The organism is Sphingomonas sp. LHG3406-1, assembly GCF_029637485.1.
Lineage (GTDB): Bacteria > Pseudomonadota > Alphaproteobacteria > Sphingomonadales > Sphingomonadaceae > Sphingomicrobium.
This window is the reverse complement of sequence record NZ_CP069128.1, coordinates 1,830,001-1,855,681: the sequence shown is the minus strand read 5'-3', so window position 1 is coordinate 1,855,681 and position 25,681 is coordinate 1,830,001. Positions and strand designations below refer to the sequence as shown.

Annotated in this window: 28 protein-coding genes (1 of these 28 cut by a window edge); 19 read left to right on the top strand and 9 right to left on the bottom strand. The window is 68.3% G+C overall.

Annotated elements, in window-relative coordinates:
- Window positions 1–2: 2 nt before the first annotated feature.
- A complete protein-coding gene (locus JOY29_RS09015) occupies window positions 3–632 on the bottom strand; it encodes an HAD family hydrolase (RefSeq protein ID WP_300973194.1) in 630 nt (209 codons plus the stop codon).
- Window positions 629–901 carry a DUF3572 domain-containing protein gene (locus JOY29_RS09010; RefSeq protein WP_300973192.1) on the bottom strand — a complete coding sequence of 91 codons (273 nt, stop codon included), beginning with the start codon at window positions 899–901 and terminating at the stop codon, window positions 629–631. The genes JOY29_RS09015 and JOY29_RS09010 overlap by 4 nt, the downstream gene beginning before the upstream one ends.
- A gap of 33 nt (window positions 902–934) precedes the next feature.
- Between JOY29_RS09010 and JOY29_RS09005 the strand changes: the two genes are divergently transcribed.
- Window positions 935–1,315, top strand: a complete 381-nt coding sequence (locus tag JOY29_RS09005; protein ID WP_300973191.1) for a response regulator — start codon at window positions 935–937, stop codon at window positions 1,313–1,315.
- An 81-nt stretch (window positions 1,316–1,396) separates the two neighbouring features.
- On the opposite strand, the gene rpmG is transcribed toward JOY29_RS09005, so the two are convergent.
- Window positions 1,397–1,564 (bottom strand): 50S ribosomal protein L33, encoded by a 168-nt coding sequence (rpmG, locus tag JOY29_RS09000; protein ID WP_300973190.1) that lies wholly within the window; start codon window positions 1,562–1,564, stop codon window positions 1,397–1,399.
- 186 nt (window positions 1,565–1,750) lie between these two features.
- On the opposite strand from rpmG, the gene JOY29_RS08995 reads away from it, so the two are divergent.
- Together JOY29_RS08995 and JOY29_RS08990 are read left to right on the top strand one after the other, a co-directional pair.
- Window positions 1,751–2,056 (top strand): hypothetical protein, encoded by a 306-nt coding sequence (locus JOY29_RS08995; protein WP_300973189.1) that lies wholly within the window; start codon window positions 1,751–1,753, stop codon window positions 2,054–2,056.
- 42 nt (window positions 2,057–2,098) lie between these two features.
- A complete protein-coding gene (locus JOY29_RS08990) occupies window positions 2,099–3,688 on the top strand; it encodes a cisplatin damage response ATP-dependent DNA ligase (protein WP_300973188.1) in 1,590 nt (529 codons plus the stop codon).
- Here the strand turns inward: JOY29_RS08990 and JOY29_RS08985 are convergent.
- Window positions 3,685–4,200 carry a GNAT family N-acetyltransferase gene (locus JOY29_RS08985; RefSeq protein WP_300973187.1) on the bottom strand — a complete coding sequence of 172 codons (516 nt, stop codon included), beginning with the start codon at window positions 4,198–4,200 and terminating at the stop codon, window positions 3,685–3,687. The two genes, JOY29_RS08990 and JOY29_RS08985, sit on opposite strands and share 4 nt — an antisense overlap.
- A 3-nt stretch (window positions 4,201–4,203) precedes the next feature.
- Window positions 4,204–5,196, bottom strand: a complete 993-nt coding sequence (locus JOY29_RS08980) for an isoaspartyl peptidase/L-asparaginase family protein (protein ID WP_300973186.1) — start codon at window positions 5,194–5,196, stop codon at window positions 4,204–4,206.
- Window positions 5,197–5,306: 110 nt separating this feature from the next.
- On the opposite strand from JOY29_RS08980, the gene JOY29_RS08975 reads away from it, so the two are divergent.
- Genes JOY29_RS08975 through JOY29_RS08960 form a run of 4 tightly spaced genes read left to right on the top strand, consistent with a single transcriptional unit; the run spans window position 5,307 to window position 7,588 of the window.
- Window positions 5,307–6,215, top strand: a complete 909-nt coding sequence (locus JOY29_RS08975; RefSeq protein ID WP_300973185.1) for an SPFH domain-containing protein — start codon at window positions 5,307–5,309, stop codon at window positions 6,213–6,215.
- Window positions 6,216–6,221: 6 nt separating this feature from the next.
- Window positions 6,222–6,425: a toxin-antitoxin system HicB family antitoxin gene (locus JOY29_RS08970; protein WP_300973184.1), complete on the top strand. Its 204-nt coding sequence runs from the start codon at window positions 6,222–6,224 to the stop codon at window positions 6,423–6,425.
- Window positions 6,418–6,657, top strand: coding sequence for a hypothetical protein (locus JOY29_RS08965; protein WP_300973183.1), 240 nt, complete (start codon window positions 6,418–6,420; stop codon window positions 6,655–6,657). Before JOY29_RS08970 ends, JOY29_RS08965 begins: the two co-directional genes overlap by 8 nt.
- A 4-nt stretch (window positions 6,658–6,661) precedes the next feature.
- Window positions 6,662–7,588, top strand: a complete 927-nt coding sequence (locus JOY29_RS08960) for an alpha/beta fold hydrolase (RefSeq protein ID WP_300973182.1) — start codon at window positions 6,662–6,664, stop codon at window positions 7,586–7,588.
- A 220-nt stretch (window positions 7,589–7,808) separates the two neighbouring features.
- Here JOY29_RS08960 and JOY29_RS08955 read toward each other — a convergent pair whose 3' ends face one another.
- The gene (locus tag JOY29_RS08955; protein ID WP_300973181.1) at window positions 7,809–8,699 is read right to left on the bottom strand and encodes a S1/P1 nuclease; all 891 of its coding nucleotides are present in this window, start codon (window positions 8,697–8,699) and stop codon (window positions 7,809–7,811) included.
- Between the two features lie 77 nt (window positions 8,700–8,776).
- Between JOY29_RS08955 and ispG the strand changes: the two genes are divergently transcribed.
- From ispG to JOY29_RS08930, 5 genes are all read left to right on the top strand, one after another.
- Window positions 8,777–9,919, top strand: a complete 1,143-nt coding sequence (gene ispG / locus JOY29_RS08950; RefSeq protein WP_300973180.1) for a flavodoxin-dependent (E)-4-hydroxy-3-methylbut-2-enyl-diphosphate synthase — start codon at window positions 8,777–8,779, stop codon at window positions 9,917–9,919.
- A gap of 39 nt (window positions 9,920–9,958) precedes the next feature.
- Complete coding sequence (locus tag JOY29_RS08945; protein ID WP_300973179.1) at window positions 9,959–10,498, top strand: TIGR02281 family clan AA aspartic protease; 540 nt, start codon at window positions 9,959–9,961, stop codon at window positions 10,496–10,498.
- A gap of 43 nt (window positions 10,499–10,541) precedes the next feature.
- A complete protein-coding gene (locus JOY29_RS08940; RefSeq protein WP_300973178.1) occupies window positions 10,542–10,751 on the top strand; it encodes a hypothetical protein in 210 nt (69 codons plus the stop codon).
- A 187-nt stretch (window positions 10,752–10,938) separates the two neighbouring features.
- Entirely contained in the window at window positions 10,939–11,850 is a 912-nt protein-coding gene (locus tag JOY29_RS08935) for a DMT family transporter (RefSeq protein WP_300973177.1), read from the top strand.
- Complete coding sequence (locus JOY29_RS08930; protein WP_300973175.1) at window positions 11,850–12,164, top strand: multidrug efflux SMR transporter; 315 nt, start codon at window positions 11,850–11,852, stop codon at window positions 12,162–12,164. Before JOY29_RS08935 ends, JOY29_RS08930 begins: the two co-directional genes overlap by 1 nt.
- Here the strand turns inward: JOY29_RS08930 and JOY29_RS08925 are convergent.
- Complete coding sequence (locus JOY29_RS08925; RefSeq protein ID WP_300973173.1) at window positions 12,161–13,681, bottom strand: amidase; 1,521 nt, start codon at window positions 13,679–13,681, stop codon at window positions 12,161–12,163. The genes JOY29_RS08930 and JOY29_RS08925 overlap by 4 nt on opposite strands.
- Before the next feature lie 188 nt (window positions 13,682–13,869).
- On the opposite strand from JOY29_RS08925, the gene JOY29_RS08920 reads away from it, so the two are divergent.
- Window positions 13,870–16,410, top strand: coding sequence for a TonB-dependent siderophore receptor (locus tag JOY29_RS08920; protein ID WP_300973172.1), 2,541 nt, complete (start codon window positions 13,870–13,872; stop codon window positions 16,408–16,410).
- Between the two features lie 18 nt (window positions 16,411–16,428).
- Here JOY29_RS08920 and ppa read toward each other — a convergent pair whose 3' ends face one another.
- Together ppa and JOY29_RS08910 are read right to left on the bottom strand one after the other, a co-directional pair.
- Window positions 16,429–16,965: an inorganic diphosphatase gene (gene ppa / locus JOY29_RS08915; RefSeq protein WP_300973171.1), complete on the bottom strand. Its 537-nt coding sequence runs from the start codon at window positions 16,963–16,965 to the stop codon at window positions 16,429–16,431.
- The gene (locus JOY29_RS08910; RefSeq protein WP_300973170.1) at window positions 16,962–18,878 is read right to left on the bottom strand and encodes a peptidase M61; all 1,917 of its coding nucleotides are present in this window, start codon (window positions 18,876–18,878) and stop codon (window positions 16,962–16,964) included. The genes ppa and JOY29_RS08910 overlap by 4 nt, the downstream gene beginning before the upstream one ends.
- 54 nt (window positions 18,879–18,932) lie before the next feature.
- Between JOY29_RS08910 and hisS the strand changes: the two genes are divergently transcribed.
- From hisS to JOY29_RS08880, 6 genes are all read left to right on the top strand, one after another.
- Window positions 18,933–20,186: a histidine--tRNA ligase gene (gene hisS, locus JOY29_RS08905; RefSeq protein ID WP_300973169.1), complete on the top strand. Its 1,254-nt coding sequence runs from the start codon at window positions 18,933–18,935 to the stop codon at window positions 20,184–20,186.
- Window positions 20,183–21,262, top strand: a complete 1,080-nt coding sequence (gene prfA, locus JOY29_RS08900) for a peptide chain release factor 1 (RefSeq protein WP_300973168.1) — start codon at window positions 20,183–20,185, stop codon at window positions 21,260–21,262. The genes hisS and prfA overlap by 4 nt, the downstream gene beginning before the upstream one ends.
- A 13-nt stretch (window positions 21,263–21,275) precedes the next feature.
- Window positions 21,276–22,106 (top strand): peptide chain release factor N(5)-glutamine methyltransferase, encoded by an 831-nt coding sequence (gene prmC / locus JOY29_RS08895; protein WP_300973167.1) that lies wholly within the window; start codon window positions 21,276–21,278, stop codon window positions 22,104–22,106.
- 229 nt (window positions 22,107–22,335) lie between these two features.
- Window positions 22,336–23,061 (top strand): DUF4167 domain-containing protein, encoded by a 726-nt coding sequence (locus JOY29_RS08890; protein ID WP_367280012.1) that lies wholly within the window; start codon window positions 22,336–22,338, stop codon window positions 23,059–23,061.
- A 187-nt stretch (window positions 23,062–23,248) separates the two neighbouring features.
- Window positions 23,249–24,646: a DUF4139 domain-containing protein gene (locus JOY29_RS08885; protein ID WP_300973165.1), complete on the top strand. Its 1,398-nt coding sequence runs from the start codon at window positions 23,249–23,251 to the stop codon at window positions 24,644–24,646.
- 13 nt (window positions 24,647–24,659) lie between these two features.
- Window positions 24,660–25,681 carry the 5' portion of a hypothetical protein gene (locus tag JOY29_RS08880; RefSeq protein ID WP_300973164.1) on the top strand. It continues 496 nt past the right edge of the window, so the window shows 1,022 of its 1,518 coding nt (coding positions 1–1,022); the start codon lies at window positions 24,660–24,662; its stop codon lies off the right edge, out of view.

Below are 25,681 nucleotides of genomic sequence, written 5' to 3'. Positions count from 1 at the left end.
GGTCAGCCTTCCAGTCGTTCGAGGATCCAGGGTGTAGCCGCCGTCCAGTCGTCAATCCGGGCATGGGCATGCTCGGCAGGCGCGGTCACGGCGGCGAGGCTCGGCTCGGCCACCATGTGCAGGCGGTGTGTGTCGGGCGAATGCTTCGCCACCGACGCGTGGTGGACGGCGAGATCGTCGACGAACAGGTGCCGGCTCGCCCCGTGCCGAGCGACGATGCCCTTCAGCGGCTCGCCCTTCCCGCCGCGATTGCACACCACCTCATGGTGGATGCCGAAGCGGGCGAGCTGCTCGATTCGCCCGTTCCTTGCTTCCTCGCCAAGATTGGTGAGGATGACGATGTCGGCCTTCTCGCCGATCGTGCCGAGCGCTTCGATCGCGCCGGGAACGATGGTCTGGCGGTGCATCTCGCTCCCGAAGAAGCCCCACAGAAGCTCCCACACGCGCTCGCTCGGCACCCGTTCGCCGGTCGCCGCCAGCTTGAGCGCGCCCGCCATGTCGCCCTCCTCTGGCCGAAACAGCACGCCATGCTCCTCGCCGAGCCAGTCGGAGAAGTGGCGGACCATGTGAAGCAAGACCTCGTCGCAATCGGTGACGAGCAGGGGGCGACCCCGGTTGGCTGTGGCATTCATGCGTCGAGAGCGTTCCTTGCGGCGACCAGTTCCTGCGGTGTCCGGCCCATCTCTGTCGCTACGGCAATGAGGTCCGGCTCGTGATCCTCGAGGAAACGAAGCACGGCGACGAGAACATCGGGCTCCGCGGCGCGTTGGCGCAGGTCGTCGGGTGAAAGGCCGGTCAGCGCGAGCAGTCGCGACGCCCGTGCATCGTCCCCCAGCGAGACGGCAAGTGCCTGCAGGGCAACCGCAATGACGTCGCCGTCGTTTGGGCTTGTCGGCTTCATCGCCTATGATGTGAGAATGAGGAGCGCTTGAACATGGCCAGGATCCTGGTTGTCGAGGACAATGCCCTCAACATCAAGCTGTTCTGCGACCTCCTCAATGCCCATGGGCACGAGGCGCTTCCGGTCACCGATAGCCGAGTAGCGCTGGACCAGGCGCGGGAGTTCCGTCCCGACCTCGTCATTACCGACATCCAGCTTCCCTATTTCAGCGGCGTCGATCTCATCCGCGCCATCCGCGAGGAGCCGGCGCTGGCCGACGTGCCGATCATGGCGGTCACCGCTTACTCCGGCCAGGGCGACGACGAGCGAATCCGCGCCGCGGGCGCCCAGGCTTATGTGTCGAAGCCCATCTCCGTCGCGCGATTCGTGGCGGAGGTCAGCGCGCTCCTGCCGAAGGAAGTGCCGGCGGCCTGACGCAAGAAAGGGCGCCGAAGCGCCCTTCAGCCGCTGAAGCGGCCTGCCCTGCTCGACCCGGGACACGCCCGGGCCGGGCGATTACTTGATCTTCGCTTCCTTGAACTCGACGTGCTTGCGCACGACCGGGTCATACTTGCGGAAGCTCATCTTCTCGGTCGTGTTGCGCGGGTTCTTCTTGGTCACGTAGAAGAAGCCGGTATCGGCCGTGCTGACGAGCTTGATCTTGACGGTTGCCGGCTTGGCCATCGTGGTGCACCCAAATGCTAGAAACGAAAAAGAGCGGCCTCAAGCCGCCCGCATCGGGCGCCCCAATGGCGGCGCCGCCCCTGCTTGTCAAGGTCATGGGCCCGTCAGCCTCCAGTCACGGCCACGTCTTCAGCCTCTGTTTACCCTGCGGGCGCAGCTTTGCAGGAACGGAAGAAGAGGTGGACCATGGATGATTCGCTCGACGACCTGCGCCACGAGCTGCAGCAAAGGCTCCACGACATCCGTACCCGCGCCGCGGCGCTGAGCCCGCTCGACATCCACGCCCGCATGGACGACATCCGCGGTGCCGCCGACCGCGCCGGCCTCCACGCCATGGAAGGTCTCGCCCACCTGTCGTCGCAGCTCGCTCTCCTGCCCGGCTGCCGGGTCGCGACCCGGGCCTGCCTCGACCATGCCGACGATGCCCTCGCCGCCCGCACGCCGGCCGAGCGCCAGGCCGTCCTCGCGGCGATCGCGACCCGCCTTCACTAGGCCTGTTCGCGGAACTTCGGGCGTGGCATTCGTTACGCCTCCATGCGCGCTTTCTCGCAGCTGCTCGACTCGCTCGTCTACACCCGGTCGCGGCTGGCCAAGCTCAAGCTGATCGGCGACTATCTCAGGCGCACCCCCGATCCCGACCGCGGCTATGCCCTCGCCGCGCTGACCGGCACGCTCGACATCCCGCATGTGAAGGGCGCCGTCATCCGCGGCCTCGCCGAGGAGCGCGTCGATCCCTTGCTCCTGCGCATGAGCCACAATTATGTCGGCGACCTGGCGGAGACCGTGTCGCTCCTCTGGCCGAGCCCGGAGGGCGAGCTCGACGATGGCACCATCTCGATCAGCGAGGCGGTCCACCGCCTCAAGGCCGCCAGCCGCTCCGATGCGCCGGCGGTGCTGGTCCAGATGCTCGACCATCTCGACGCGCCCGGTCGCTATGCCCTGCTGAAGCTCGCCACCGGCGAGCTTCGCGTCGGGATCAACGCGCGCAACGCCAAGCAGGCCTTCGCCGACGCCTTCGAGGTCGATGTCGAGGCGGTCGAGGAGGTCTGGCACGGCCTTGGCCCGCCCTATCTCGAACTCTTCGCCTGGGGCGAGCGGCGCGCCCCGCAGCCGACCGCGCGCGACATTCCCGTTTTCCGCCCCTTCATGCTCGCCCACCCGCTCGAGGATGCCGAGCTCGACCTCGACGCCTACGCCGCCGAGTGGAAATGGGACGGCATCCGCCTTCAGCTGGTCCATGCCGGCGGCGAGACGCGTCTCTATAGCCGCACAGGCGACGACGTGACCCGAAGCTTCCCCGAAGTCGCCGAATCCTTCCGCTTGCCGGCCGTGCTCGACGGCGAACTGCTGGTGCGCGGCGCGGGGCAGGGGATGGACGAGCATGGCGGCTCGGCCGCCAGCTTCAACGCCCTCCAGCAGCGCCTCGGCCGCAAGGTCGTGAGCGCCAAGACGCGCGACGAATATCCCGCCTTCGTTCGCCTCTACGACCTTCTGTTCGACGGCGAGGAGGATCTCCGCGCCCTGCCCTGGTCGGAACGCCGCGCCCGCCTCGAAGCCTTCATGCCGCGCCTCGATCCCGAGCGCTTCGACCTTTCCGCCCTGATCGAGGCCGACAGCTTCGCCGGGCTCGCCGAGATCCGCTCCGGTGCCCGCGACGCCGCGATCGAGGGCATGATGCTCAAGCGCCGGGACGCGCCCTACGTCTCGGGCCGCCGGGTCGGCCTCTGGTACAAATGGAAGCGCGATCCGCTCACCGCCGACTGCGTCGTCATGTATGCCCAGCGCGGAAGCGGCAAGCGCTCGAGCTTCTATTCGGACTTCACCTTCGGCTGCTGGGCCGAGGATGGCGAGCTGCTGCCGGTCGGCAAGGCCTACATGGGCTTCACCGATGAAGAATTGAAATGGCTCGATCGCTTCGTCCGCCGCCACACCGTCAACCGCTTCGGCCCGGTGCGGGAAGTCGAAAAGACCCTGGTGTTCGAAGTCGCCTTCGACTCCGTCCACAAGTCCAAGCGCCACCGCTCCGGCCTCGCCATGCGCTTTCCCCGAATCAGCCGGATCCGAACGGACAAGCCCGCGCACGAGGCGGACCGGGTCGAGACGTTGCTCGGAATGGTGACCTAGAGCGCCTTCTCCAGCACGACGAACTCGAGATCGTTATAGAGCGCGCCGGCGTCCGGCCACTCGCCATAGGGGAACGGCCGCCGCTCGCCGGTCGGCTTGTAGCCGCGCCGGTCGTAGAAGGAGAGCAGCTCCCGGCGCCGGCTGAACACCTGCATCTCCATCCGCCGCGCCCCGAGAACCTCCCCGGCATAGCCCTCCGCAGCGGCGAGCAGGCGCTTGCCGAGCCCCTCGCCCTGCAGCGCCGGATCGACCGTCAGCATGCCGAGATAGGAGAGCCCGTCACCCAGATCGACCAACCGCACACAGGCGCGGATCACCCCGTCGTCCCGCCACACCAGCAGATGCTCGCCGGCATCGAGCAGCCCCTGCAGCTCCACCTCGCTGGTCCGCGGGCCGGTCAGCAGGTCCGCCTCATGGCTCCAGCCGCCCCGCGCGGTCTCGCCGCGATAGGCGCGCTCGACCAGCGCATGAAGCGTTGCAAGGTCGCCCGTCGTCGCCCGCTCCAGCTTCATGCCTCAGCGGCGCTCCTCGTCGCCGAAGATGGCGACCGAGCGGCCGTTCGAATCGGCCTTGCCGCGATACATGCCGGCCGAATTGAAGCTGTACGCCATCTCGCCTTTCGGCGTGACCACGATCACCCCGCCGCTGCCGTCGATCGCCGCCACTTCCTTCATCACCGCGTCGGCCGCCGTGCCCGCATCCTCCTTGAGGAAGCGCATCCGCGCGCAGATCTCGTGCGCTACCCCGACCCGGATGAACATCTCGCCCGAGCCGGTCGCCGACACGGCGCAGGCGCGGTCGTCGGCATAGGTGCCGGCCCCGATGATGGGTGCGTCGCCGACGCGGTTCCAGCGCTTGCCGGTCATCCCGCCGGTGGAGGTGGCCGCGGCGACATGCCCCGCCCGGTCGAGCGCGACCGCGCCGACCGTCCCGTAGCGATATTCGATGTCGAGCGCGCCGACCTTGGCCGACTTGAACTCCTCCAGCTGCTTGCGGCGGTAATCGGTGCCGAACCAGGAGGGATCGACCTGGTCGAGGCCCTGCTCCCGCGAGAAGCTGTCCGCGCCCGCGCCGCTCAGCATGACGTGACTGCTGTTCTCCATCACCTTGCGCGCGAGGCTGATCGGGTTGCGGGTCCGGGTCACGCCCGCCACCGCGCCGGCCGCCTTGGTCCGCCCGTCCATGATCGATGCGTCGAGCTCGTTCTTGCCGTCAGCCGTGAAGACGGCACCCCGGCCGGCGTTGAAGTTGGGATCGTCTTCCAGCACCCGCACCGCGGCTTCGACCGCGTCGAGCGCCGTCCCGCCCCGCTCCAGCACCGCCGACCCGGCCGCGAGGGCCCGGTCGAGGCCGGCGCGGATTTCCTGTTCCTTGCCCGGCGTCTTCGCCAGCTGCGCCCGCTCGATCACGCCCGCGCCGCCATGGATCACCAGCTTCCAGTCGGCAGCCTTGGCAGGCGCGGCGGCGAGGGCGGACATAAGCAGGACTCCGAGCAATGGATGACGCATGAGGGCTCCCCCAGAACGCAGATCGATAGCGGCAGGCCCCTAGCCGAGCGATGCCCACTTGCACAGTGTAGCGGCTTGGTATAAATTTGATATCAGATAAGGAGGCATTCATGTCTGACAGGGGAACCAACAATCTTTCGGCCAGCACCGAGCGGCCAGCACAGACCTTCAGCGGCTACGCCATGCTGGCCCTGCTGCTGCTCGCCATCGGCGTCCAGATCGCCAGCATCGTCGGCCTGATCGGCCAAGAGGGCGCGGGTCCGCCGCTCGCGATCGCCGGCGTCGTGCTCGCGCCCATCGCCCTGCTCTTCATCCTGTGCGGCTTCTACATGCTGCAGCCGAACCAGGCGGCGGCGATCACCCTGTTCGGCTCCTACAAGGGCACCGACCGGACCCACGGGCTGCGTTGGGTCTGGCCGTGGGAGATGCGGGCCAAGATCTCGGTTCGCGCCAACAACTTCATCTCCGACCGGATCAAGGTCAACGACCAGCGCGGCAACCCGATCGAGATCGCCGCGCAGATCGTCTGGCGCGTGGTCGATACGGCCCAGGCCCTGTTCGACGTCGACGACTACAAGGCGTTCGTCACCGTCCAGGTCGAAGCGGCGATCCGCACCGTCGGCGCCCGCTATCCCTATGACGATTTCGAGCACCATGACGTCACTTTGCGCAGCCACCACGACGAGGTCGGCGGCGAGCTTCGCCAGGAACTGAACGCCCGCCTCGCGGTCGCCGGCATCACCGTCGACGAATGCGGCTTCACCCACCTCGCCTATGCGCAGGAGATCGCCGGCGCGATGCTCCGCCGCCAGCAGGCGCAGGCCGTGGTCGCTGCCCGCCAGACCCTGGTCCACGGCGCGGTCGGCATGGTCGAGATGGCGCTCGAGCAGCTCTCGGCCAAGAATGTCGTCGAGCTGGACGACGAGCGCCGCGCGGCCATGGTCTCGAACCTGATGGTGGTGCTGTGCGGCGAGCGGGACACGCAGCCCGTCGTCAACACCGGCAGCCTGTACCAGTAAGCAGTCATGGCGGAGCGCAAGGCCTTCCCGCTGCGAATCGATCCCGACCTCTGGTTGGCGGTCGAGCGCTGCGCGACGGCCAACCTGCGCTCCGCCAATGCCGAAGTGGAGTGCCTGCTGCGCGAGGCGCTCAAGGCGCGCGGCGTCAAGCTTAGCCCACCCAAGGCGGTGAAGCGCGGGCGGCCGGCGAAGGAGAATGACGATGGCTGACGGTCCCGAATGGTTCGCGCCCAAGGCGAGAGGGGTGGGCTCGGGCCTGCCGATCGCCTGGCAGGGCTGGGCCTTGCTGATCGGCTACATCGCCGTGCTGCTGGCACTGACTCCGCTGGCCGGGCGCTCGATCCTCGCGCATCTCAGCGCGGTCTCGGCGCTGACCGTCATCTTCATGATCATCTGTGCAAAGACGACCCGCGGCGGCTGGCGCTGGCGAGGAAGGGAGTAGGACCATGTTGCATATCCTCGCCGCTAGCGCCCTCGCCGCCGCCGCTCCGGTCACGACGGAGGTCACGGCTCCCGGGCCGAAGGGCAATCTCGCCGGGACCATGGTCGACGCCGGGAAAGGCGCGCCGGTGGTGCTGATCATCCCCGGCTCCGGTCCCACCGATCGCGACGGCAACAACGGCATCGGCCCCAGCGGCAGCTATCGCCTCCTTGCCGAAGCCCTCGGCCAGCGCGGCATCTCGACCGTCCGCATCGACAAGCGCGGCATGTTCGGAAGCAAGGAAGCGGTTGCCGATCCCGATGCCGTGAAGACGGCCGACTATGTCGCCGACATTCGCAGCTGGATCCGGGTCATTCGCGGCAAGACCGGTGCCGACTGCGTCTGGCTGGCCGGTCACAGCGAAGGCGGCGTGGTCGCTCTCAAGGCAGCCGGCACGCCCGAGGGCATTTGCGGCGTCGTCACCCTCTCCGCCTTCGGCCGCCGCCTCGGCGATACGATTCGCGCGCAGCTTCGCGCCAATCCGGCCAACGCGCCCTTGCTCGATCCCGCCCTGTCGATCCTCGACCGGCTCGAAAAGGGCCGGAAGGTCCCGGCCGCGGAGATTCCGCCGCCGCTCGCCCCGCTGTTCCGGCCGGAGGTGCAGGACTATATCATCGACGTCCTCGCGCTCGACCCGGCAGCGCTCGCCGCATCCCTCACCGTACCGCTGCTGGTCGTGCAGGGCGAAACCGACATCCAGACCAGCGTGGAGGACGCAAAGCTGCTTTCCGGTGCCCAGCCCAAGGCGAAGCTGGTGCTGATCCCAGGCGTGAACCACGTCCTCAAGGCTGCTCCGCTCGACCGCGCCGCCAATATTGCCGCCTACCGCGAGGCGTCGCTCCCGATCGCTCCGGCGGTGGTGGATGCCGTCGCCGGCTTCGTGAAGCCTTAGCTCCCGGGTCGGAGGGAGCAGCTGCGGACTGGAGGGCGAAGGAGCGCGGCTGACCTCGCCCCTGTCCTACACGAACCAGATGGGCTAAGCTCTTCTGATGCCGCGATTTGTCTTCGCCCGCCTGCCTTCCCATCGACGCCTCGAGGGGCCGGGACCGGCAGTCGGGCCGGAAGGCCGCCACCGGTGACCTTCGTGACCTTGTTCAGAATGATTAACGTGCTTAGTCGCCGCCGCGCCGCCGTTCCGGCGCGACGCCCCGCAACACCGCATCGTCGAGCATCCGGGCGAGCCGCAGCCCGCCGGCGAGAACCTGCTGGCGAACCGCCGGGATCATCGCCTGGACCTCGGCCTCGGTCACCTCGCCGCGCTCGTCCTTGGCCCGCTCGCGGCAGGGATCGCCGAGCGCGCTGGTGTAGGCATGGGTGCGGGCATTCTCCCACGCCTTGCGGCTCCAGTCCTCGACCGTCCCGCCGGCCAGTTCCGCCTTCTGCGCCGGTGTGACGCCGCCCAGCAGCCCCTTCACCCCGCTCGGAGGAGAGGTGACTGCCCGCTCGGGGATCCAGCCGTCCCAGATGCCGTGGAGATTCGTCCGCCCGGCGACGATCCCGTACGTCACCGGGACCTGGTTTCCGCCAAGATCGCCGCGGTCGCCGCCGTGCATCGGCTGGGCGAGGTCGCCGACGAAGTGGGTGAGGTAGGCCAGCGCCATGACCCGGTCCCGCACCGGCAGCTTCCGGTCCGCCAGCAGTCGTGCGTTGCGCTCGATCTGCGCCGATACGCAATTGCCGTCCTTGCACGCGCCCTGCAGGCTGAACGGCTTGCAGATGTTTACGTTCTGATAGTGCCAGCTCGACTGATAACTGAAGCGGTCGCCCAGCGGCTTGATGCAGTCGGCCCAGACGCTCGCATCCTCCAGCGTACCGACCGGGCATTCCGGGGTCTCCAGCCGATGGCCTTCGCGCATCAGGGCCCGGAGCCTGGCCCGTGTCTCGGGCTGGATCTCGGCCCAGGCGATGCTGGCGACCAGGCGGTGGGTATATTCCCAATAGGCCGCGGCTGGCGCGGCGGCGGTCAGCGCAAGCAGCGCTGCGAGGAAGCGGAAGATCGGCACGGCGGCTCCTTAGCGGCGCGCAGGGACCCGCGAAAGCCCGCCTTGGTTCCGTCACCGACCGGCTCTATATGACTGACATGTCTTCGCTTCGTCCCTGGCGCCACATCGAACGCCGCCAAAGCCGCCAGATCATGGTCGGCAACGTGCCGGTCGGCGGCGATGCGCCGATCACCGTCCAGACCATGACCAACACGCTGACGTCGGACGCACGGGCGACCATCGACCAGATTCGCCGCTGCGAGGAGGCCGGGGCCGACATCGTCCGCGTCTCCTGCCCCGACGTCGAAAGCACGGCTGCCCTGCGTGAGATCGTTCGCGCGGCCAAGGTGCCGATCGTTGCCGACATCCACTTCCACTACAAGCGCGCGCTCGAGGCCGCCGATGCCGGCGCCGCCTGCCTGCGCATCAACCCGGGCAATATCGGCTCGTCCGAGCGCGTCGCCGAAGTCGTCCGCGCCGCCAAGGCCAATGGCTGCGCGATCCGCATCGGGGTCAATGCCGGCAGCCTTGAGAAGGACCTGCTCGAAAAATATGGCGAGCCGTGCCCGGAGGCGCTGGTCGAAAGCGCGCTCGACCACATTCGCCTGCTCGAGGACCATGACTTCCGCGAGTACAAGGTCGCGGTAAAGGCCAGCGACGTGTTTCTGGCCGTCGCCGCCTACTCCGAGCTTGCCGCTCAGGTCGACTGTCCGCTGCACCTCGGCATCACCGAGGCGGGTGGGCTGATCGGCGGGACCGTCAAGAGCTCGGTCGGCCTCGGCATGCTGCTGTGGAGCGGCATCGGCGACACCATCCGTGTCTCCCTTTCGGCCGAGCCCGAGGAAGAGGTCCGTGTCGGTTACGAGCTGCTGAAGGCGCTCGGCATCCGCAACCGCGGCGTCCGCGTCATCTCCTGCCCCTCTTGCGCCCGCCAGGGTTTCGACGTTATCCGCACGGTCGAGAAACTGGAGGAGCGCCTGCAGCACATCCGCACGCCGATGAGCCTGTCGGTGCTCGGTTGCGTGGTGAACGGCCCCGGCGAAGCCCGTGAGACCGACATCGGAGTCACCGGTGGCGGCAACGGCAAGCACATGGTCTACCTGTCGGGGGTCACCGACCATCATGTGCAGGACGAGGGCATGATCGACCACATCGTCGCTCTGGTCGAGCAGAAGGCGGCCGAGATCGAGGCCGCCACTGCCGCCTCCGAGGCCGCAGGCCAGCCGGTCGCCGCCGAATAGGCACCCTTTCTTTACCGCATCCCGCCTAGGTTCGGCGCCATGTTCCGGGCCGCAATCGGGATCGTCGTCGTCGCAACCCTGGTCGGCGTGCTGATGCCGGCGCGGGGACCGTCACGCGGCGAAACCACCAACGCTGCCGCGGCCCCTCTCCCGGTACCAGAGCCGCGGACGAGCGGGGCACAGGGCTGGGGATCGAGCCGTAGCGAGATCGCAGACGACGGGGAGGTGCGCCTGACCCGGCAAGGGAATGGCCACTTCTACGCCGACGTCGAGGTCAACGGCACCACGCTCGAATTCATGATCGACACCGGCGCGACTGGCGTCGCCATGACCGAGGAGGACGCCCTCCGCGCCGGCGTTCCGCTCTCCGCCGCGCAGAACAGCTATGTTGGCGAAGGGGCCGGCGGCGCGCTCACCGGCAAGGTCGTCAGCCTCGACCGCGTCAGGCTCGGCGACAAGACGGCCAATGCCATGCCTGCCGTGGTGATCGACGGCGCAAGCACCAACCTCCTCGGCCAGAGCTTCCTCGCCCGCTTCAGCGAAGTCACCGTGCGCGGTGACGTCATGACCCTGCGGTAACCCGCCCGTTTGCGTTGCCATCGTGAGCCACTAACCTTCCGCCATGCTCATTCTCGCCTTCCTCGCCAACTTGGAACCGGCCCAGCAGCAGGCTTTTCCGGAGCGGATGCCCGCCCTCATCGAAGCCTGTCTCGAACAGGCGGTTGAGGGTGAGCAGGCCGCGACTGAGAAAGGCGAGCACAAGTACATCTGCACCGGGCAGCCCGCGCGCGACCTCTGGTCTTTCCTCGAGAACAGGAACGTACGCGCTTAAGAGCAGTCTCCGCCGGAGGAGGGCAGCTGGCTCAGCCGGGAGTTCCCCCTTGTCGGCTGCTTTCAGCGCACGCGAATGGCTGATGGCTCGAGGCTCGTCCCTGCGCTTTCCTGCACCATCTGGATTCCCGCCGCCCGCAACTGATCGCCCGGGTTGCAACAAGCCCGTGAGCAGCTAGGCGGAAGCCATGTCGCGGCACCGCCATCTCCTCCCGTTCGCCGCCGCGGCGCTGGGCATCGCGCTGTTCGCGGGCATGGATGCGGCGATGAAGGGGATGGCGGCGGTGCTCGGCGCCTATGTTGCCATGCTCTGGCGCCAGTTCTTCGGCCTGTTCGTCTCGGCTCCCTTCTATCTCGTCTCGCGGGAGCGCTGGCCGAGCCGGCCGGCGTTCCGCTTCCACCTGATGCGGGGCGCGGTCGGGGCGGTGATGGCGGTGACCTGGTTCTACGGTCTCGCCCGCCTGCCCATGGCCGAGGCGATCGCGCTCAGCTTCGTCGCGCCGCTGATCGCCCTCTACCTTGCCGCCGTCCTGCTCGGCGAGACGATCAGCCGGCGGAGCACATTTGCCTCCCTGCTCGGCCTTGTTGGCATGATGGTGCTGGTCGCGGCCCGGATCGGCGCGCCCGGCGAGCGGCACCTCGACGGCGTCCTCGCCATCTTCTTCTCGGCCGGCCTCTATGCTTGGAACCTGATCCTGATGCGCCAGCAGAGCCAGGTCGCGACCCCCTCGGAGGTGGCCTTCTTCCAGACCCTGATCTCGGGAAGCTGGCTGCTGCTGGCGCTTCCGGTCGCACTCCTGTTCGCGCCCTCGCTGCGGCTGGTTCCGGCCCCGGGCGAATGGCCGTTCCTGGCGCTCAGCGCGCTTCTCACCATCAGCAGTCTTGCGCTGCTGAGTTGGGCCTATGGCAAGGAGGAAGCGCAGGCACTGGTGCCGATCGAATATAGCGCCTTCCTGTGGGCGGTGCTGCTCGGCGCGATCTTCTACGGCGAAGGGCTGAGCGTCACGACGGTGATCGGGACCGGCCTGATCGTCGCCGGCTGCCTCCTTGCCAGCCGACGCCCGCGTCATGTCTCGCCAGTGGTCGAAGGAGCAAGTTGATGGCCTGGTTCCTGCTCATCCTCGGCGGCCTGTTCGAGGTCGGCTTCACCACCTCGCTCCGCTTCGTCGACGGCTTCCGCAACCTGCCGTGGACGGCTGCCTTCCTGGTCAGCGTCACCGCCTCGATGATGCTGCTCGAACGCGCCGCCCGCGAGATCCCGATGGGGACCGCCTATGCCGTCTGGGGCGGAATCGGGGCGATCGGGACGGTGGTGGTCGGCATGGCCTTCTTCGACGAACCATCCACCACCATCCGCCTGCTCCTCATTCTCGTCATCGTTGCCTCCATCGCCGGGCTAAAGCTGACCGCCTAGCCGGCGTTCAGGCGGTTGCGCTGCGGTTCCAGCGCCGGAGCGATCTCGGGCGACTCTTCGATGCTCCGCAGGAAGTGGGCGACGGGCAGGGCGCCGCGCACCGTCTCATAGGCGTGGCCGAAGGCGAGCAGCCGCCCGTCCGACCATTTCGGCCCGACGAAGCTGAGGCCCACCGGAAGCCCGCGGATCAGCCCCATCGGAACGGTGAGATGCGGATAGCCCGCGACCGCCGCCATCGAGCCGATGCCATTGCCGCCTGGCGAGACGTCGCCATGCACCGCATCGATCTTCCACGCCGCCGGACGGGTCGGGAAGACGACCGCATCCACGCCCTTCAGTAGCCGGTCGAGGTCGGCGCTGGCGGTCCTGAGGCTGTTGGCCCGGGCCTTGCGATACGCCGGATCGCTCAGTCCCCTGGTCTTCTCGGCCGCCTCGAAGATCTCCTGCCCGAACAGCGGCATTTCGCGCGCGCCATTGGCCGAGTTGAAGGCGATGACCTCCGCAAGGCTCCTTGGCACGGCGGCGGGGCTGTCTTGCAGATAGGCGTTCAGTCCGGCTTTGAACTCGGTGAGCAGCACCTGATATTCGTCGTTCCCGAAGTCGCCCGTGGGCTTGAACGCCTTCACCTCCACGATCTCGGCACCCGCGGCTTTCAGCGCAGCGACCGCCTGTTCGAACAGCGCGTCCGTGCCGAAGCCGGCGGCGAAACGCAGCACGGCGATCCGCTTGCCCCTGAGCGCATCGGGAGAAAGGCCGGCAACATAGTCGGCGCGGCGGGCATCCGCTTCCCTGGTGGCGGGATCAGCGGCATCGCTGCCGGCGATCACCGTCAGCAACTCCGCCGCCTGCCGCACGGTGCGGGTCATCGGACCGGCGGTGTCCTGCGATTCGCTGATCGGGATGATGTGGGTGCGCGAGACCAGGCCGAGCGTGGGCTTGAGGCCGACCACGCCGGTCATGCTGGCCGGGCAGGTGATCGATCCGTCGGTTTCCGTTCCGATCGCATAGTCGCTGTAGCCCGCTGCGACCGCCGCCCCGCTTCCGCTCGAACTGCCGCAGGTATTGCGGTCGAGCGCATAGGGATTGCGCGTCTGCCCGCCGACCGCGCTCCAGCCCGAAATGCTGCCGGTCGAGCGGATGTTGGCCCATTCGCTGAGGTTGGTCTTGCCCAGGATCACGGCGCCGGCTTGGCGGAGGCGCGCAATGATCGGTGCATCGCGGCCAGTGACGTTGCCAGCCAGCGCAAGGCTTCCGGCAGTCGTAGGGAGACCGGCGATCTCGACATTGTCCTTCACCAGCACCGGCATGCCGAACATCGGCCCGCTGCGCGGTGCGCGGTCCAGTGCCGTGGCTTGGTTGCGATGATCGGGGCTGATGGCGATCACCGCATTCAGCGCGCTGTCGCGCGCCATCATACGGTCGGCAGCCCTGACCACGCGCTCTTCGACAGGACCGCCATAGGCGGGCGTGACCACGGCCGGAAAGGTCGCCGGTGCCGTGGATGGCGCTGCCGCCATCTGACCTGAGCCCGGGAGTGTCGTGCTGCAGCCGCCGAGCAACACGGAGGCAAGGGCCAGAGAACGCAATCCGTTGATCAAGTCATGACTCCCGTTGGTCGAAAGGCGGGGTGGCAAGACATGGAAGGTTCAGCGCAGGGGGGCAAGCCGGCACGGCACCTTCATTACCCATGGATGTTGAGCCCCCGATGAAACGCCATATCCTGTATGCCTCCGCGGCCCTCGTCACCGTCCCGGCCTTCGCGCAGAGCGCCCCCCCGCAGCCCCCGAGCACCGAGCAGGCTCAGCCGGTTGACGCCGAGCAGCCCCAGCCCGCCGCCGATGAGGAGGAAGAGTTCGAACAGGAGATCACGGTTACGGGTTCCCGCCCCCGCGGCTCCGTCGTCGGCAACATCCCGCCGGAGAACGTGCTCGACAGCCGCGACATTCGCGCGACCGGAGCGACCAGCATCTCCGAACTGCTTGCGTCCGTCGCTTCCCAGACCGGCAGCGCCCGGGGACGCGGCGGCGGGCAGCCGGTCGTGCTGCTCAACGGCCAGCGCATCTCCGGCTTCCGCGAGCTGCGCGACGTTCCACCCGAAGCGATCCAGCGGATGGAGATCCTGCCCGAGGAGGTCGCGCTCAAATATGGTTATGCCGCCGACCAGCGTGTCATCAACATCGTGCTCCGCCGGCGCTTCAATTCCACTTCGGTGGAGGTCGGCGGACGGATCGCGACGGACGGCGGCTATTCGGCCGGACGGGCCGATGTCGGCAAGCTCCTGATCAACGAGAATACCCGCACCTCGGGCAATCTTCGCGTCGAAGGCAACAATCCGCTCTACGAAAGCGAGCGCGACATCGCCCAGCGGGTCGGCGAGCCGGCCGACAGCCGCCCATTCCGAACCTTGAGCGGCGCCGGCCAGTCCGCCCGGCTGACCGGGACCATCAGCCGTCCTCTCGGCGACCAGTTCAACGGAACGCTCACCGGGGAGGTCGAGCGCCGGCGTGGGACGAGTGGACTCGGACTCCTCGACGGTGACTTCCTCGGCCGTCGCACCACCACCGACACGCTCGGTGTCGGCAGTGCGCTCAACAAGCAGGCGGGGCGCTGGCGCCTGTCTGCGACCGGCAATGCCGAAGTCGTGCGCAGCGAATCCGATACCGAGCTGACCGGCGATCTCAGCCGTTCGACCCGCCAGTCGCTGGTGCTGGACGGGACGGCCAACGGCCCGCTGCTCGCACTTCCGGCCGGCACCGCCAACGTCACGCTGAAGGTGGGGGCAAGCGCGCTCGGAATCGACAGCCGCAGCCGGCGAAGCGGCATCCCGTCCGACGCCGACCTCAATCGCCGGGCGGTTGAGGGCTCGGCCAACGTCGATCTGCCGCTCACCGAGCGGGCCTCGGCGATCGGGCGGCTCACCGCCAACTTCAACGGTGGTGTGACCTACCTGAGCGACTTTGGAACGCTGACGACGCTCGGAGCAGGCTTCAGCTGGTCGCCGGCGCCGCGTGCCAATATCATCGCGAGCTGGACCCGCGAGGAAGGTGCGCCGTCGCTGCAGCAGCTCGGCGATCCCCTGCTCGAGACCAGCGGCGTGCCCTTCTTCGACGCGGTGCGCGGCGAGACGGTCGCGGTGCGGACCCTGACCGGCGGCAATCCCGATCTCGAATCCGATCGCCGCAACGTGTTCAAGATCGGCGGCAATTGGCAGCCGCTGGAAGACCCGGACCTGCGCCTGCGGGCGGAATATGTCCGCCAGACGATCGACAACCCGCAGATCAGCTTTCCGGCGGTGACGTCGTCGCTGCAGACGGCCTTTCCGGGTCGATTCCAGCGCGACTCCACGGGCCAGCTGACCGCCGTCGACCTGCGCCCGGTCAATGCGCAGCGTTCCAGGCGCGAGACGCTGCGCTGGGGCTTCGACTTCACCAAGAGCCTGCGCACGCAGCGTCCGTCGCCGCAGACGATCAACCGCCTGGTCGACCGGGCGCGGCAGTCGGGCATCGTTCCGGGTGGGCAGCAGGCTCCGGGGAGCACGGCTCCGGCGGGTACCCCGCCGACGCCGGCGCCCGGCTCGGGCGAACCGGCCGTGGTGGCCCGGGAGGGCGGGCCGCCTCCGGCCGGTGGAGCCGGCGCGGGCCCCGGAGCTGGAGTTGGTGGCGGGCCCCGCTTCGGCGGCGGCGGGCGGTTTGGCGGCGGCGGGCGCGGCGGGCGCATGACTTTTTCGGCCACCCACACGCTCACCTTCACCGACGAGCTGGTGATCGGCCCCGGCTTGCCGGTGCTCGACTATCTCGATGGCGAGGCGACGGGATCGGCCGGGGGCCGGGCGCGACACCTCGTCGAGATCGAGAGCGGTTATTACAACAATGGCCTGGGGGCGCGGCTGCAGGGCAATTGGCGCAGCGCAACCAGGGTCAGTTCCGCCGGGGATGACCTGCGCTTTTCGCCTTACGCCACCTTCGATCTGCGCCTGTTCGCCAACCTCGGCGAGCGGCTTGATCTCGTGACCAGGGCGCCCTTCTTCCGCGGAACCACCGTCCGGTTCGAGGTGAACAACATCTTCAACGCACGGCCCGACGTGTCGGGCGGCGCCGGCAACGTCATTCCGTTCGCTTATCAGGCGGACCGGCTGGAGCCGATCGGGCGCACCGTCGGGATCACCTTCCGCAAGCTGTTCGTGCCGCTGCGCTTCGTCCGCCAGACGATCCGGCAGGGGCAGCAGGGCGGACGACCCGACGAATGAGAGGTGGGAGCGAGGGGTCTAGAACCCCTCGCGCTTCGCCCGCTCAAGACCGTCGACGATGACCTTCTTGGCGTCCTCGGCATTGCCCCAATGACCGACGCGCGTCCACTTCTCGGGCTCGAGATCCTTATAGTGGGTGAAGAAGTGCGCGATCTGGTCGAACACGATCTTCGGCAGGTCGTCGCCTTCGGTGATCCCCTCGTAATAAGGAGTGGTCTTGAGGTCGGGGACCGCCAGCAGCTTCTCGTCGCCGCCTGCCTCGTCCTCGAGGAACAGCACCGCGACCGGCCGCGCGCGCACGACGCAGCCAGGCATGAAAGGCCAGCGATTCATGACCAGGCAGTCCAGCGGATCGCCGTCCTCGCCCAGCGTGTGCGGGATGAAGCCGTAATTGGCCGGGTAGCGCATCGCCGTGTGGAGGATGCGGTCGACGAAGATGGCGCCCGACTTCTTGTCGAGCTCATACTTCACCGGCTCGCCGCCGATCGGGACCTCGATGAAGACATTGATGGATTCGGGCGGATTGGCGCCCGCTGGCACGAGGTCTAGGTTCACTTTGGCTCCAGAAGGATGTCGAGGGCGCCCCGCCCGCTGCCCACCTTGGTGAAGCGCGGATAGCGAAGGCCGCCGTTCCAGGAAAGGGGGACGGTGCGAACATTGTCCCCGCGCTTGATCGTCAGGGCGATCGGGGCCTTGCCGCCCTTGGCGGCGGTGACGGCGGCCTTGATGGCGCCGTCCGAATAGGCCTTCGCGCCGACCGCGACCGCGGTTTGACCGCTGGTCAGCCCGGCCTTGAATGCCGGGCTGCCCCAGATGACCTGGGTGATCTTGCCCTCGCGATCGAGGCTCATGCCGAGTGAGTAGACGAGGTCGGTCGCCCGGCTCACCTTGAGCAAAGCGGCCTGCGCCGGGGTCGGCTCCTCGCCATAGTCAAGCCGGTAGCCGGAGCGGGTGAAGCCCTCCAGCGGAGCACCCTCGCTCGACGGCTGGTAGACCCGCCTGACGAGGAAGCCGCGCCAGTCGTAGGGATGGACTGCGTTCAAGGCCGCGACCACGTCCTCGAAGCGGTAGGTCACTACCCCCCAGTCGCCGTCGCGGATACCGAAGAAGGACTTGGCGAAATCGTCCATGCCGCGGGCATTGTTGGTGCCCTGCCGGATGATCGCATCCGCTTCGGTCCAGATCAGCAGCCCTTCGTTGTAGTAATCCTCGCTCCGCTGCCAGCTGACCCAGCCCTTGGGCCGGCGGGCGGCGATGATCGGATCATGGGTGGTGTCGACCAGCGCCCGCCACTCGCGGCCGCGGCGAATGTCGAGGCTGGCCGCGATCATCGCCAGCTTGTCGAGCACTTCCTGCTTGGTCGACATGCCCGAGCGCGCTTCGAGCACGTGGCCCCAGAACTGGGTCTGCCCTTCGTACACCCAGAGGAGATTGTCCCGCATCGGCGTCTTGAAGTCCGGCGTCCACAACTCGGCCGGGCGGCGGAACTTGCCATTCCAGCTGTGCACGAATTCGTGCGGCAGCAGGTTGTGATCTGGCAGGCTCGCCTGCCAGTCCTTGAAATAGCCCGGATCGTTCTGGTTCTCGCTCGACCGGTGGTGCTCGAGCCCGATCCCGCCCATCTCGTCGGTGATGGCGTGGAGGAAGTCGTAATGGTCGAAATGCTTCGCGCCGAACAGCTTCAATGACTGGGTGACGAGGTTGCGGTGCTTCTGCAGCACCTCCGGGCTGACCGCCAGTTCGTCGGGCGTATCGGCGACCGTGTTGAGGAAGACGTTCTGGCCGAGGTCGTCGCGGCGGAAGTGGCGCCCGGCGAAGACCGGCGAATCCTGCAGCGTCTCGTAGCTGACGGTGCCGTAGGTGACCTGGCCGCCCCTGGTCGCCGTCGGGCGAAGCGCGGTCGCGGCGGTGAAGCCGGCAGGATAGGTGACGCTCGCCGTAACCGGAATGCGGCGGGTGAAATAGCCCGCGGGATAGAGCGATACGTCCTCCCACTGGAGGTTCAGCATGTTCGGCGTGACCAGGATACGGCCCTGATTGCCTTCGGTCGGGGTGAGGAACTGGAAGTTCGCCTCGATCTCGCGCGCGCCGGCGGGGACGTCGAGATGGAAGGCGTAGATGTCGACGTCGTCGCGAACCCAAGGAATGACTCGCCCACCGGCACGGAAGACGAGGCCGGCGATCTTCTCCATCTCGCCGCGAGGCGCGTGATTTCCGGGCAGCCACTGCGGCAGGAGCAGGGTCATCCGTCCAGGCTGGGCGACAGGGATGGTCTGGCGGATCGTCCAGATGCCCTGGCCAAGGTCGCTGACATCGACGTCCAGCCGCATCGTCCCGGGGTAGGGCACGTCGCGGGCGGCGGGGATGGTGGTCGCAATGGGCACCGGCTGCGGCGCGGAATTGCCCGCCGGTTGGGCGGCGAGGGGCGAAGCGGTGACCAGCAGGGCCAGCAGAACAAAGTGACGCATGCGCGCCCGCCTAGCCAGCCGCGCCGCCACCCGCTAGTGGCGCACGCAACTTTCATGGCCCAGAACATCACGCCCCAGCCCGTCCGCGGCATGCAATCGCTCCTCGGCGAGGAAGCCGATCGTTTCCACGCGGTCGTCGCCGCCTTCGACCGCGTCCGCCGCCTGTTCGGCTTTCGGCGGGTCGAGGTGCCGGTGCTCGAACCTACCGCCGTCTTCGCCCGCTCGCTCGGCGAGACGACCGATGTCGTCTCCAAGGAGATGTACACGTTCGACGACCGCTCGGGCGACAGCGTCACCCTGCGGCCGGAGTTCACCGCCGGAATTGCCCGCGCCTTCCTCACCGAGGGGTGGCAGCAGTTCGCGCCGCTCAAGGTCGCCACCCATGGCCCCGCCTTCCGCTACGAGCGCCCGCAGAAGGGCCGCTTCCGCCAATTCCACCAGCTCGACGCTGAAATTCTCGGGGCAGCCGAGCCGCAGGCCGACGTCGAGGTGCTCTGCTTCGCCGACCAGCTGCTGCGCGAACTCGGCATCGGCGGCAATGTCGTCTGCAAGTTGAACACGCTCGGCGACCCGGCGACGCGTGCCGCCTGGCGCGACGCGCTGCACGCACATTTTGCCGCCCATCGTGCCGACCTCAGCGAGGACAGCCGCGACCGGCTCGACCGCAATCCGGTCCGGATCCTCGACAGCAAGGCGCATCAGGATTGGCCGATCGTGGATTCGGCGCCCGTAATCGACGATTTCCTCACCGCAGAGGCGAGTGACTTCTTCGCCGCCGTCACCGCTGGCCTCGACGCCGCCGAAGTTGCCTGGGAGCGCGCGCCACGTCTGGTCCGCGGCCTCGACTATTATCGCCACACCGCGTTCGAGTTCGTCACCGACGCGCTCGGGAGCCAGGGCACGGTGCTGGCGGGCGGCCGCTACGACGGCTTGGTCGAAGCTCTCGGCGGCCCGCACACGCCCGCGATCGGCTGGGCGGCGGGGATCGAGCGGCTGAGTATGCTGATCGACGCGCCGGTGATCGTGCAGCCGGTTGCGGTGGTCGCGGAGAATGTCGCCCGCGAGGCCGATGCCGTCCGCTTCGCCGTCGAGCTTCGCCGTCATGGCGTGCCGGCGGAGGCGCTCGTGACCGGCAGCCCGCGCAAGCGCTTCCAGCGCGCGCTCAAGGGCAGCCCGCCCGCCCTCATCAGCTTCGACCTGCGTGACGGCGTGCCAACGGCCAATTTCAAGCTGCTGGACGAAGCCAGCCCCGAGGCGACCAAGGCCGGAGAGCTGTTCCAGCGCGGGTCCGCGGATCTTTCCGCATGACCCAGATCTCCTCCGAGCGGATCGCGCAGATCGAATCGAAGCGGCAGGAATTGTCCGAGGCCATGGCCTCCGGCGATCTCGCGCCCGACGTGTTCGTCCGTCTCAGCAAGGAATATGCGCAGATCGAGCCGGTCGCCGCAGCTGCGCGCGAGGTTCGCCGGCTCCGGGCCGAGCGCGAGAGCCTGTCGGCCATGACCCGCGACGGGGACGAGGAGCTTCGCGCCATGGCGGCGGAGGAACTGGCGTCGATCGAGGAGCAGCTGCCCAGGGCCGAGCGCGCGCTCGCCGTCCAGCTCCTGCCCAAGGACAGTGCCGACGAACGCGCCGCCATGCTCGAGGTGCGCGCCGGCACGGGCGGCGACGAGGCGGCTCTCTTCGCCGGCGACCTCCTGCGCATGTACCAGCGCTTCGCCGACGAACATGGCTGGAAGTTCGAGCTGATCAGCGCCTCGCAGTCGGAAGTCGGCGGCTACAAGGAAGCGGTCGCCTCCATCAACGGCAATGGCGTCTTCGCCCGCCTTAAGTTCGAAAGCGGAGTCCACCGCGTCCAGCGCGTCCCCGCAACCGAGAGCGGCGGGCGAATCCACACCAGCGCCGCCACCGTGGCCGTCCTGCCTGAGGCCGAGGAAGTCGACGTCCAGATCGACGACAAGGACCTGCGCATCGACGTCTACCGGTCGAGCGGGCCCGGCGGCCAGTCGGTCAATACCACCGACAGCGCCGTCCGCATCACCCACCTCCCGAGCGGCCTCGTCGTCATCCAGCAGGACGAGAAGAGCCAGCACAAGAACAAGGCGAAGGCGCTGAAGGTGCTTCGCACCCGGCTGTTCGAGCTGGAGCGCGAGCGGCTCGCGTCGGAGCGCGCCGGCGCTCGCAAGTCGATGGTCGGCTCCGGCGACCGGTCCGAGCGGATCCGCACCTACAATTTCCCGCAGGGTCGAGTCACCGATCACCGCATCAACCTGACCCTGCACAAGCTGCCCGAGATCCTCGAAGGCCCGGGTCTTCGTGAGCTCACCGACGCGCTGATCGCCGAGGACGAAGCGCAGCGGCTGGCGGGACTGGAAGAGCAGTGACGCTCGGCCGGCCATGCCGGTGAAGGCCGTCGAGCGCGCCCTGTCCGACGCCGCGCGCCGGCTTCCCGACTGCACCGACACGCCGCGCCTCGATGCCGAACTGCTGCTCGCCCACGCCTACGGGATCGAGCGCGACGAACTTCTGCTGCGGCCGCCCGCCACGCCGATCCCGCCTTCGTTCGACGACTATCTCGAGCGTCGCTGCGCCGGGGAACCGGTTGCCTACATCATCGGCCGTCGCGCCTTCTGGAATATCGAACTGGAAGTCGGACCCGGTGCGCTCATCCCGCGGCCGGATTCGGAGACGCTGATCTCCGCCGCCATCGAGCATTTCGGCAAGTCGGACGGCCCGCACCGGATCCTCGACCTCGGCACCGGTCCCGGTACGCTGCTGCTCGCGGCGCTCGACCAGTGGCCGCGCGCCACCGGGCTCGGCATCGACGCCAGTGACGACGCGCTCGCCTATGCCCGGCGCAATGCCGGGCGGCTCGGTCTCGCCCCGCGCGCTCACTTCCGTCGTGGCGACTGGGCGAAGACCGTGACCGAGCGCTTCGATCTCCTGCTCTGCAATCCGCCTTATATCGCCGAAAACAGCGAGCTCGGCCCCGGCGTCGCCGAGCATGAGCCTGCCATGGCACTCTTCGCGGGCCTGGACGGGCTCGATGACTATCGCCGCCTCGCGCCTGAGATCGCCCGGCTGCTCGAACCGGGTGGTTTGGCGGCCATCGAGATCGGCTACGATCAGGCCGAAAGCGCCTCTGCCCTGTTCGTTGCGCAAGGGCTCGAGCCGCAGATCGCCCGCGACCTTGCCGGCCGTTCGCGCGCCTTGCTGATCAAGGCTTGACGATAGGGGCTTGGAAAAGGCCTGCGCTCTCGCTACATCAGGGGAAGCACCGGTCCGCCTCGACGGCCGACCGAGGCGACCCCCGCTGAAATCGCTTGGCTCCGCACCTTCTGGCGCGACACCGACGACGACAAGGGGCACCGGGCAACGAGCGGTTCGTGTCCCGGCATCGCAGCTCACGCGCTTCGAGGATGTGTTCGGCGCCAGTGTTCAAGGAACGATACGCTTGATGAACAATCGCCAGGGCGGCCGCCGTCGCGGTCGTGGGGGTCAGCGTCCGCAGGGTCTCGGTGGAGGCGGCGGCGGCGGTGGTGGCGGCAACAGCCGCGACCAGCGGAGCCGCGGCAATGCCGCGCAGCTGCTCGAGAAGTACAAGAACATGGCGCGTGACGCACAGCTTGCCGGCGACCGCGTCCAGACCGAATATTATCTCCAGTTCGCGGACCATTATTTCCGCGTGCTGGGTGAAACCCGCTCCCGCTTCGAGGATCAGCGTCCGCGCAACGACGACGACGAGGATGAGGGCGACGAGGACCTGATGGATGGCGAGGGCGAGGAGGAAGTCTCCGAGCAGCGCCAGGACCGTTCCGACCGTCAGGACCGTCAGCCGCGTGCCGAGCGCGGCGAGCGGTACGAGCGTCGCGAGCGCGCCCCGCGTGACGATCGTCCTCGTGACGAGCGGCCGCGCGAGGATCGTCCGCGGGAGGATCGTCCCCGGGACGAAAGGCCGCGCGAGGATCGTCCCCGCCGGGAGCGCTTCGAGCGTCGCCCGCGTGAGGATGAGGAAGTGGTCGCCGCGGAAGAGGCACCGACCGGCATCGCCGACTTCCTGCCGCCGGCGATCGGGCCTGTTGCCGAGGTCGCCGACGAAGCGGAGGAGGCGCCGCGTCCGCGCCGCCGCACCCGCCGTCCGCGCGTCGAGGACAATGACGAGGGCGTCGCTCCGGCCGCCTGAGCCGGCGCCTTCGATCCACACCTGCAAGCTGGAATGCGGCGGTCACCCTCGGGGCGGCCGCCGTTTTCCGTTGCACTCGCTCCGGCGCGACCGGGAAGCCACGGCGAGGCGTTGCCGGACATCGTTCAGTTGACGCTCATGTAATAATGTCACAAGCTTCTTCTCTGCTTGAGAAAGGAGCTTGTGCATGCGGTTGGTCCTGGGTCTCCTGGCGGCGGCAGCCGCAGTTCCGGTCGCTGCGCAGACCATTCCGGCGCCCGAGGCGAGCGCCCAGGGCGACGTCGCGGTCACCATCTACAACAACGACCTCGCCCTGGTGCAGGACCGCCGCGACCTGTCGCTTCCCGCGGGCCGTTCGCGCCAGGAGTTCCCCGACGTCTCCGCCCGAATCCGCGCCGAAACGGTGACCCTCAACGGCGCTGGCCTGGGCATCGTCGAGCAGAATTTCGACTATGACCTGCTGTCGCCCGCGGCGCTGATGCAGAAGGCGGTGGGCGAGACAATCACGCTTGTGCGAATCAATCCCGCCACGGGCGCCGAGACCCGCGAGCGCGCCCGCGTACTGGCGGCGAACGGCGGCGTCGTGCTGCAGATCGGCGAGCGCATCGAAGTGCTGCGCGACGACGGCCTTCCGGTCCGGGTCATCTTCGACAAGGTGCCAGAAGGGCTGCGTCCCCGACCGACGCTGTCGGTGACCCTCACCGCGCCCCGCGCCGGTCGCCAGCCGGTGACGCTCACCTACCTCACGCCCGGGCTGGCCTGGGAAGCCGATTATGTCGCCCTGTTTGACGAGAATGCCGGGCGGATGGACGTCCAGGGCTGGATCACGCTCAACAACCAGAGCGGCACCGCCTACCGCAATGCCGAGGTGGTGCTGGTCGCCGGCTCGGTCGGCACCGGAGAGCCGCAATATGGCCGGACCTTCCCGCCGCCGCCGCCCTTGCGAGAGGCGGGCATCGAGACCGCGGCGCGCGAGCGACTAGGCGACTTCTACCTCTACCCGCTGCCGCAGCGGACGACGATCGCGCAGGCGCAGCAGAAGCAGGTGAGCTTCCTCGACGTGTCCGGCGCCCCGGCCCAGCGAGCCTATGAATATCGCAACGGCTGGCTCGGCTCGTCCGACCAGCCGGTCAGCGTCAACAGCGTGCTTCGATTCTCAACCGGGCGTGCGCAGGGGCTTGGCGACGCGCTTCCGGCCGGCACCGTGCGTGTCTACCAGCGCGACAGCCACGGCACGCCGCAGTTTGTCGGCGAATCGCGGATCGGCCACACGCCGATGGGCAGTGATCTCGGCCTCACCACCAGCCAGGCCTTCGACATCAAGGTGCAGCCGACAGTCGAACAACGCACCCGCGTCAATTCGAACGGCAGCCGCTGGCGCACCGCCATGCGCTACAAGCTGACCAATGCCTCGCCGACGCCTGTGACCATCCAGTTGGTCCAGAGCGGCCTGTGGGGCGACACGCGAATCCTCGCCGAATCGCAGAAGAGCGAGCGGCGCTCGGCCGACGAAGCGCTGTGGCGGGTCGAGGTGCCGGCCAATGGCGAAGCCGCCGTCACCGCCACCTTCGACACGCGCTACTAGGGCGCGCCGCGCCATGCGCGCTCTTGGGCCTTTGCTGCTCGCGACGCTGGCCGTTCCGGCAGCAGCGCAGGTGCCGGTCGTCTCCCCCGCCCCGGAGCGGGTGGGAGTGACCGTCTATCGCGACCTTGACCGCGGCAACGCGCGTCCGAACCTCCGCTGGCTGAACGGCTATGCCCTGATCAGCGAGACCCGCACCATCTCCATCCCGGCTGGCGATTCGGAGCTCCGGTTCGAGGGTGTCGCCAGCGGCATCGTGCCGCAAAGTGCTATCGTCGGCGGCGTTCCTGAAGGCCTGCTCGAACGCAACCGCGATGCCTTGTTGCTGTCGGCCGGAAGCCTGATCGACCGATCGCTTGGCCAGAGGGTGACGCTCCGCCGGACCAGCAAAGCGGACGGCAAGGTCACGACCGTCGACGCCATCGTCCGCACCGGCAGCCAAAGCGGCGTGGTGCTCCAGACCCCCGACGGCTTTGAGGCGCTGCGCTGCACGGGGCTGTCCGAGACGCCGATCTACGACCGCGTGCCCGCCGGCCTGTCGGCGCGACCGACGCTGTCGGTGCGGGTTCGTGCCCGTCAGCCGATCACCGCCACGGTCACCCTTTCCTATCTCGCGACGGGATTCGACTGGCAGGCGGACTATGTGGCGGTGCTGTCTCCGGACCAGCGACGCCTGCAATTGCAGGCTTGGCTAACCCTTGCCAGCACCGACGACACCAGCTTCGTCGGGGCCACCACCCAGGCGGTCGCGGGGCGTGTCAACCGGGAACGGACCCAGGTTCCCCCTCCCGTCGCGTCGCCCCTGCGCCTGCGCTGCTGGCCGCACGCCACGACCAGCGATGTCCCCGCAGTCGCTGTTCCGGAGAGCGGCGTCGCTGACAACCAGCTCTATCCGGCGCCCCCACCGCCACCGCCACCTGCCATTGCGATGCGCAGCAGCGAGATCGTCGTCACCGGAAGCCGGGTGACGGCGCAGCGCGAGCGGCTCGGCGATCTCCAGCTCTACCGCATCCCGGAGCCGGTCACCGTCGCCGCCAA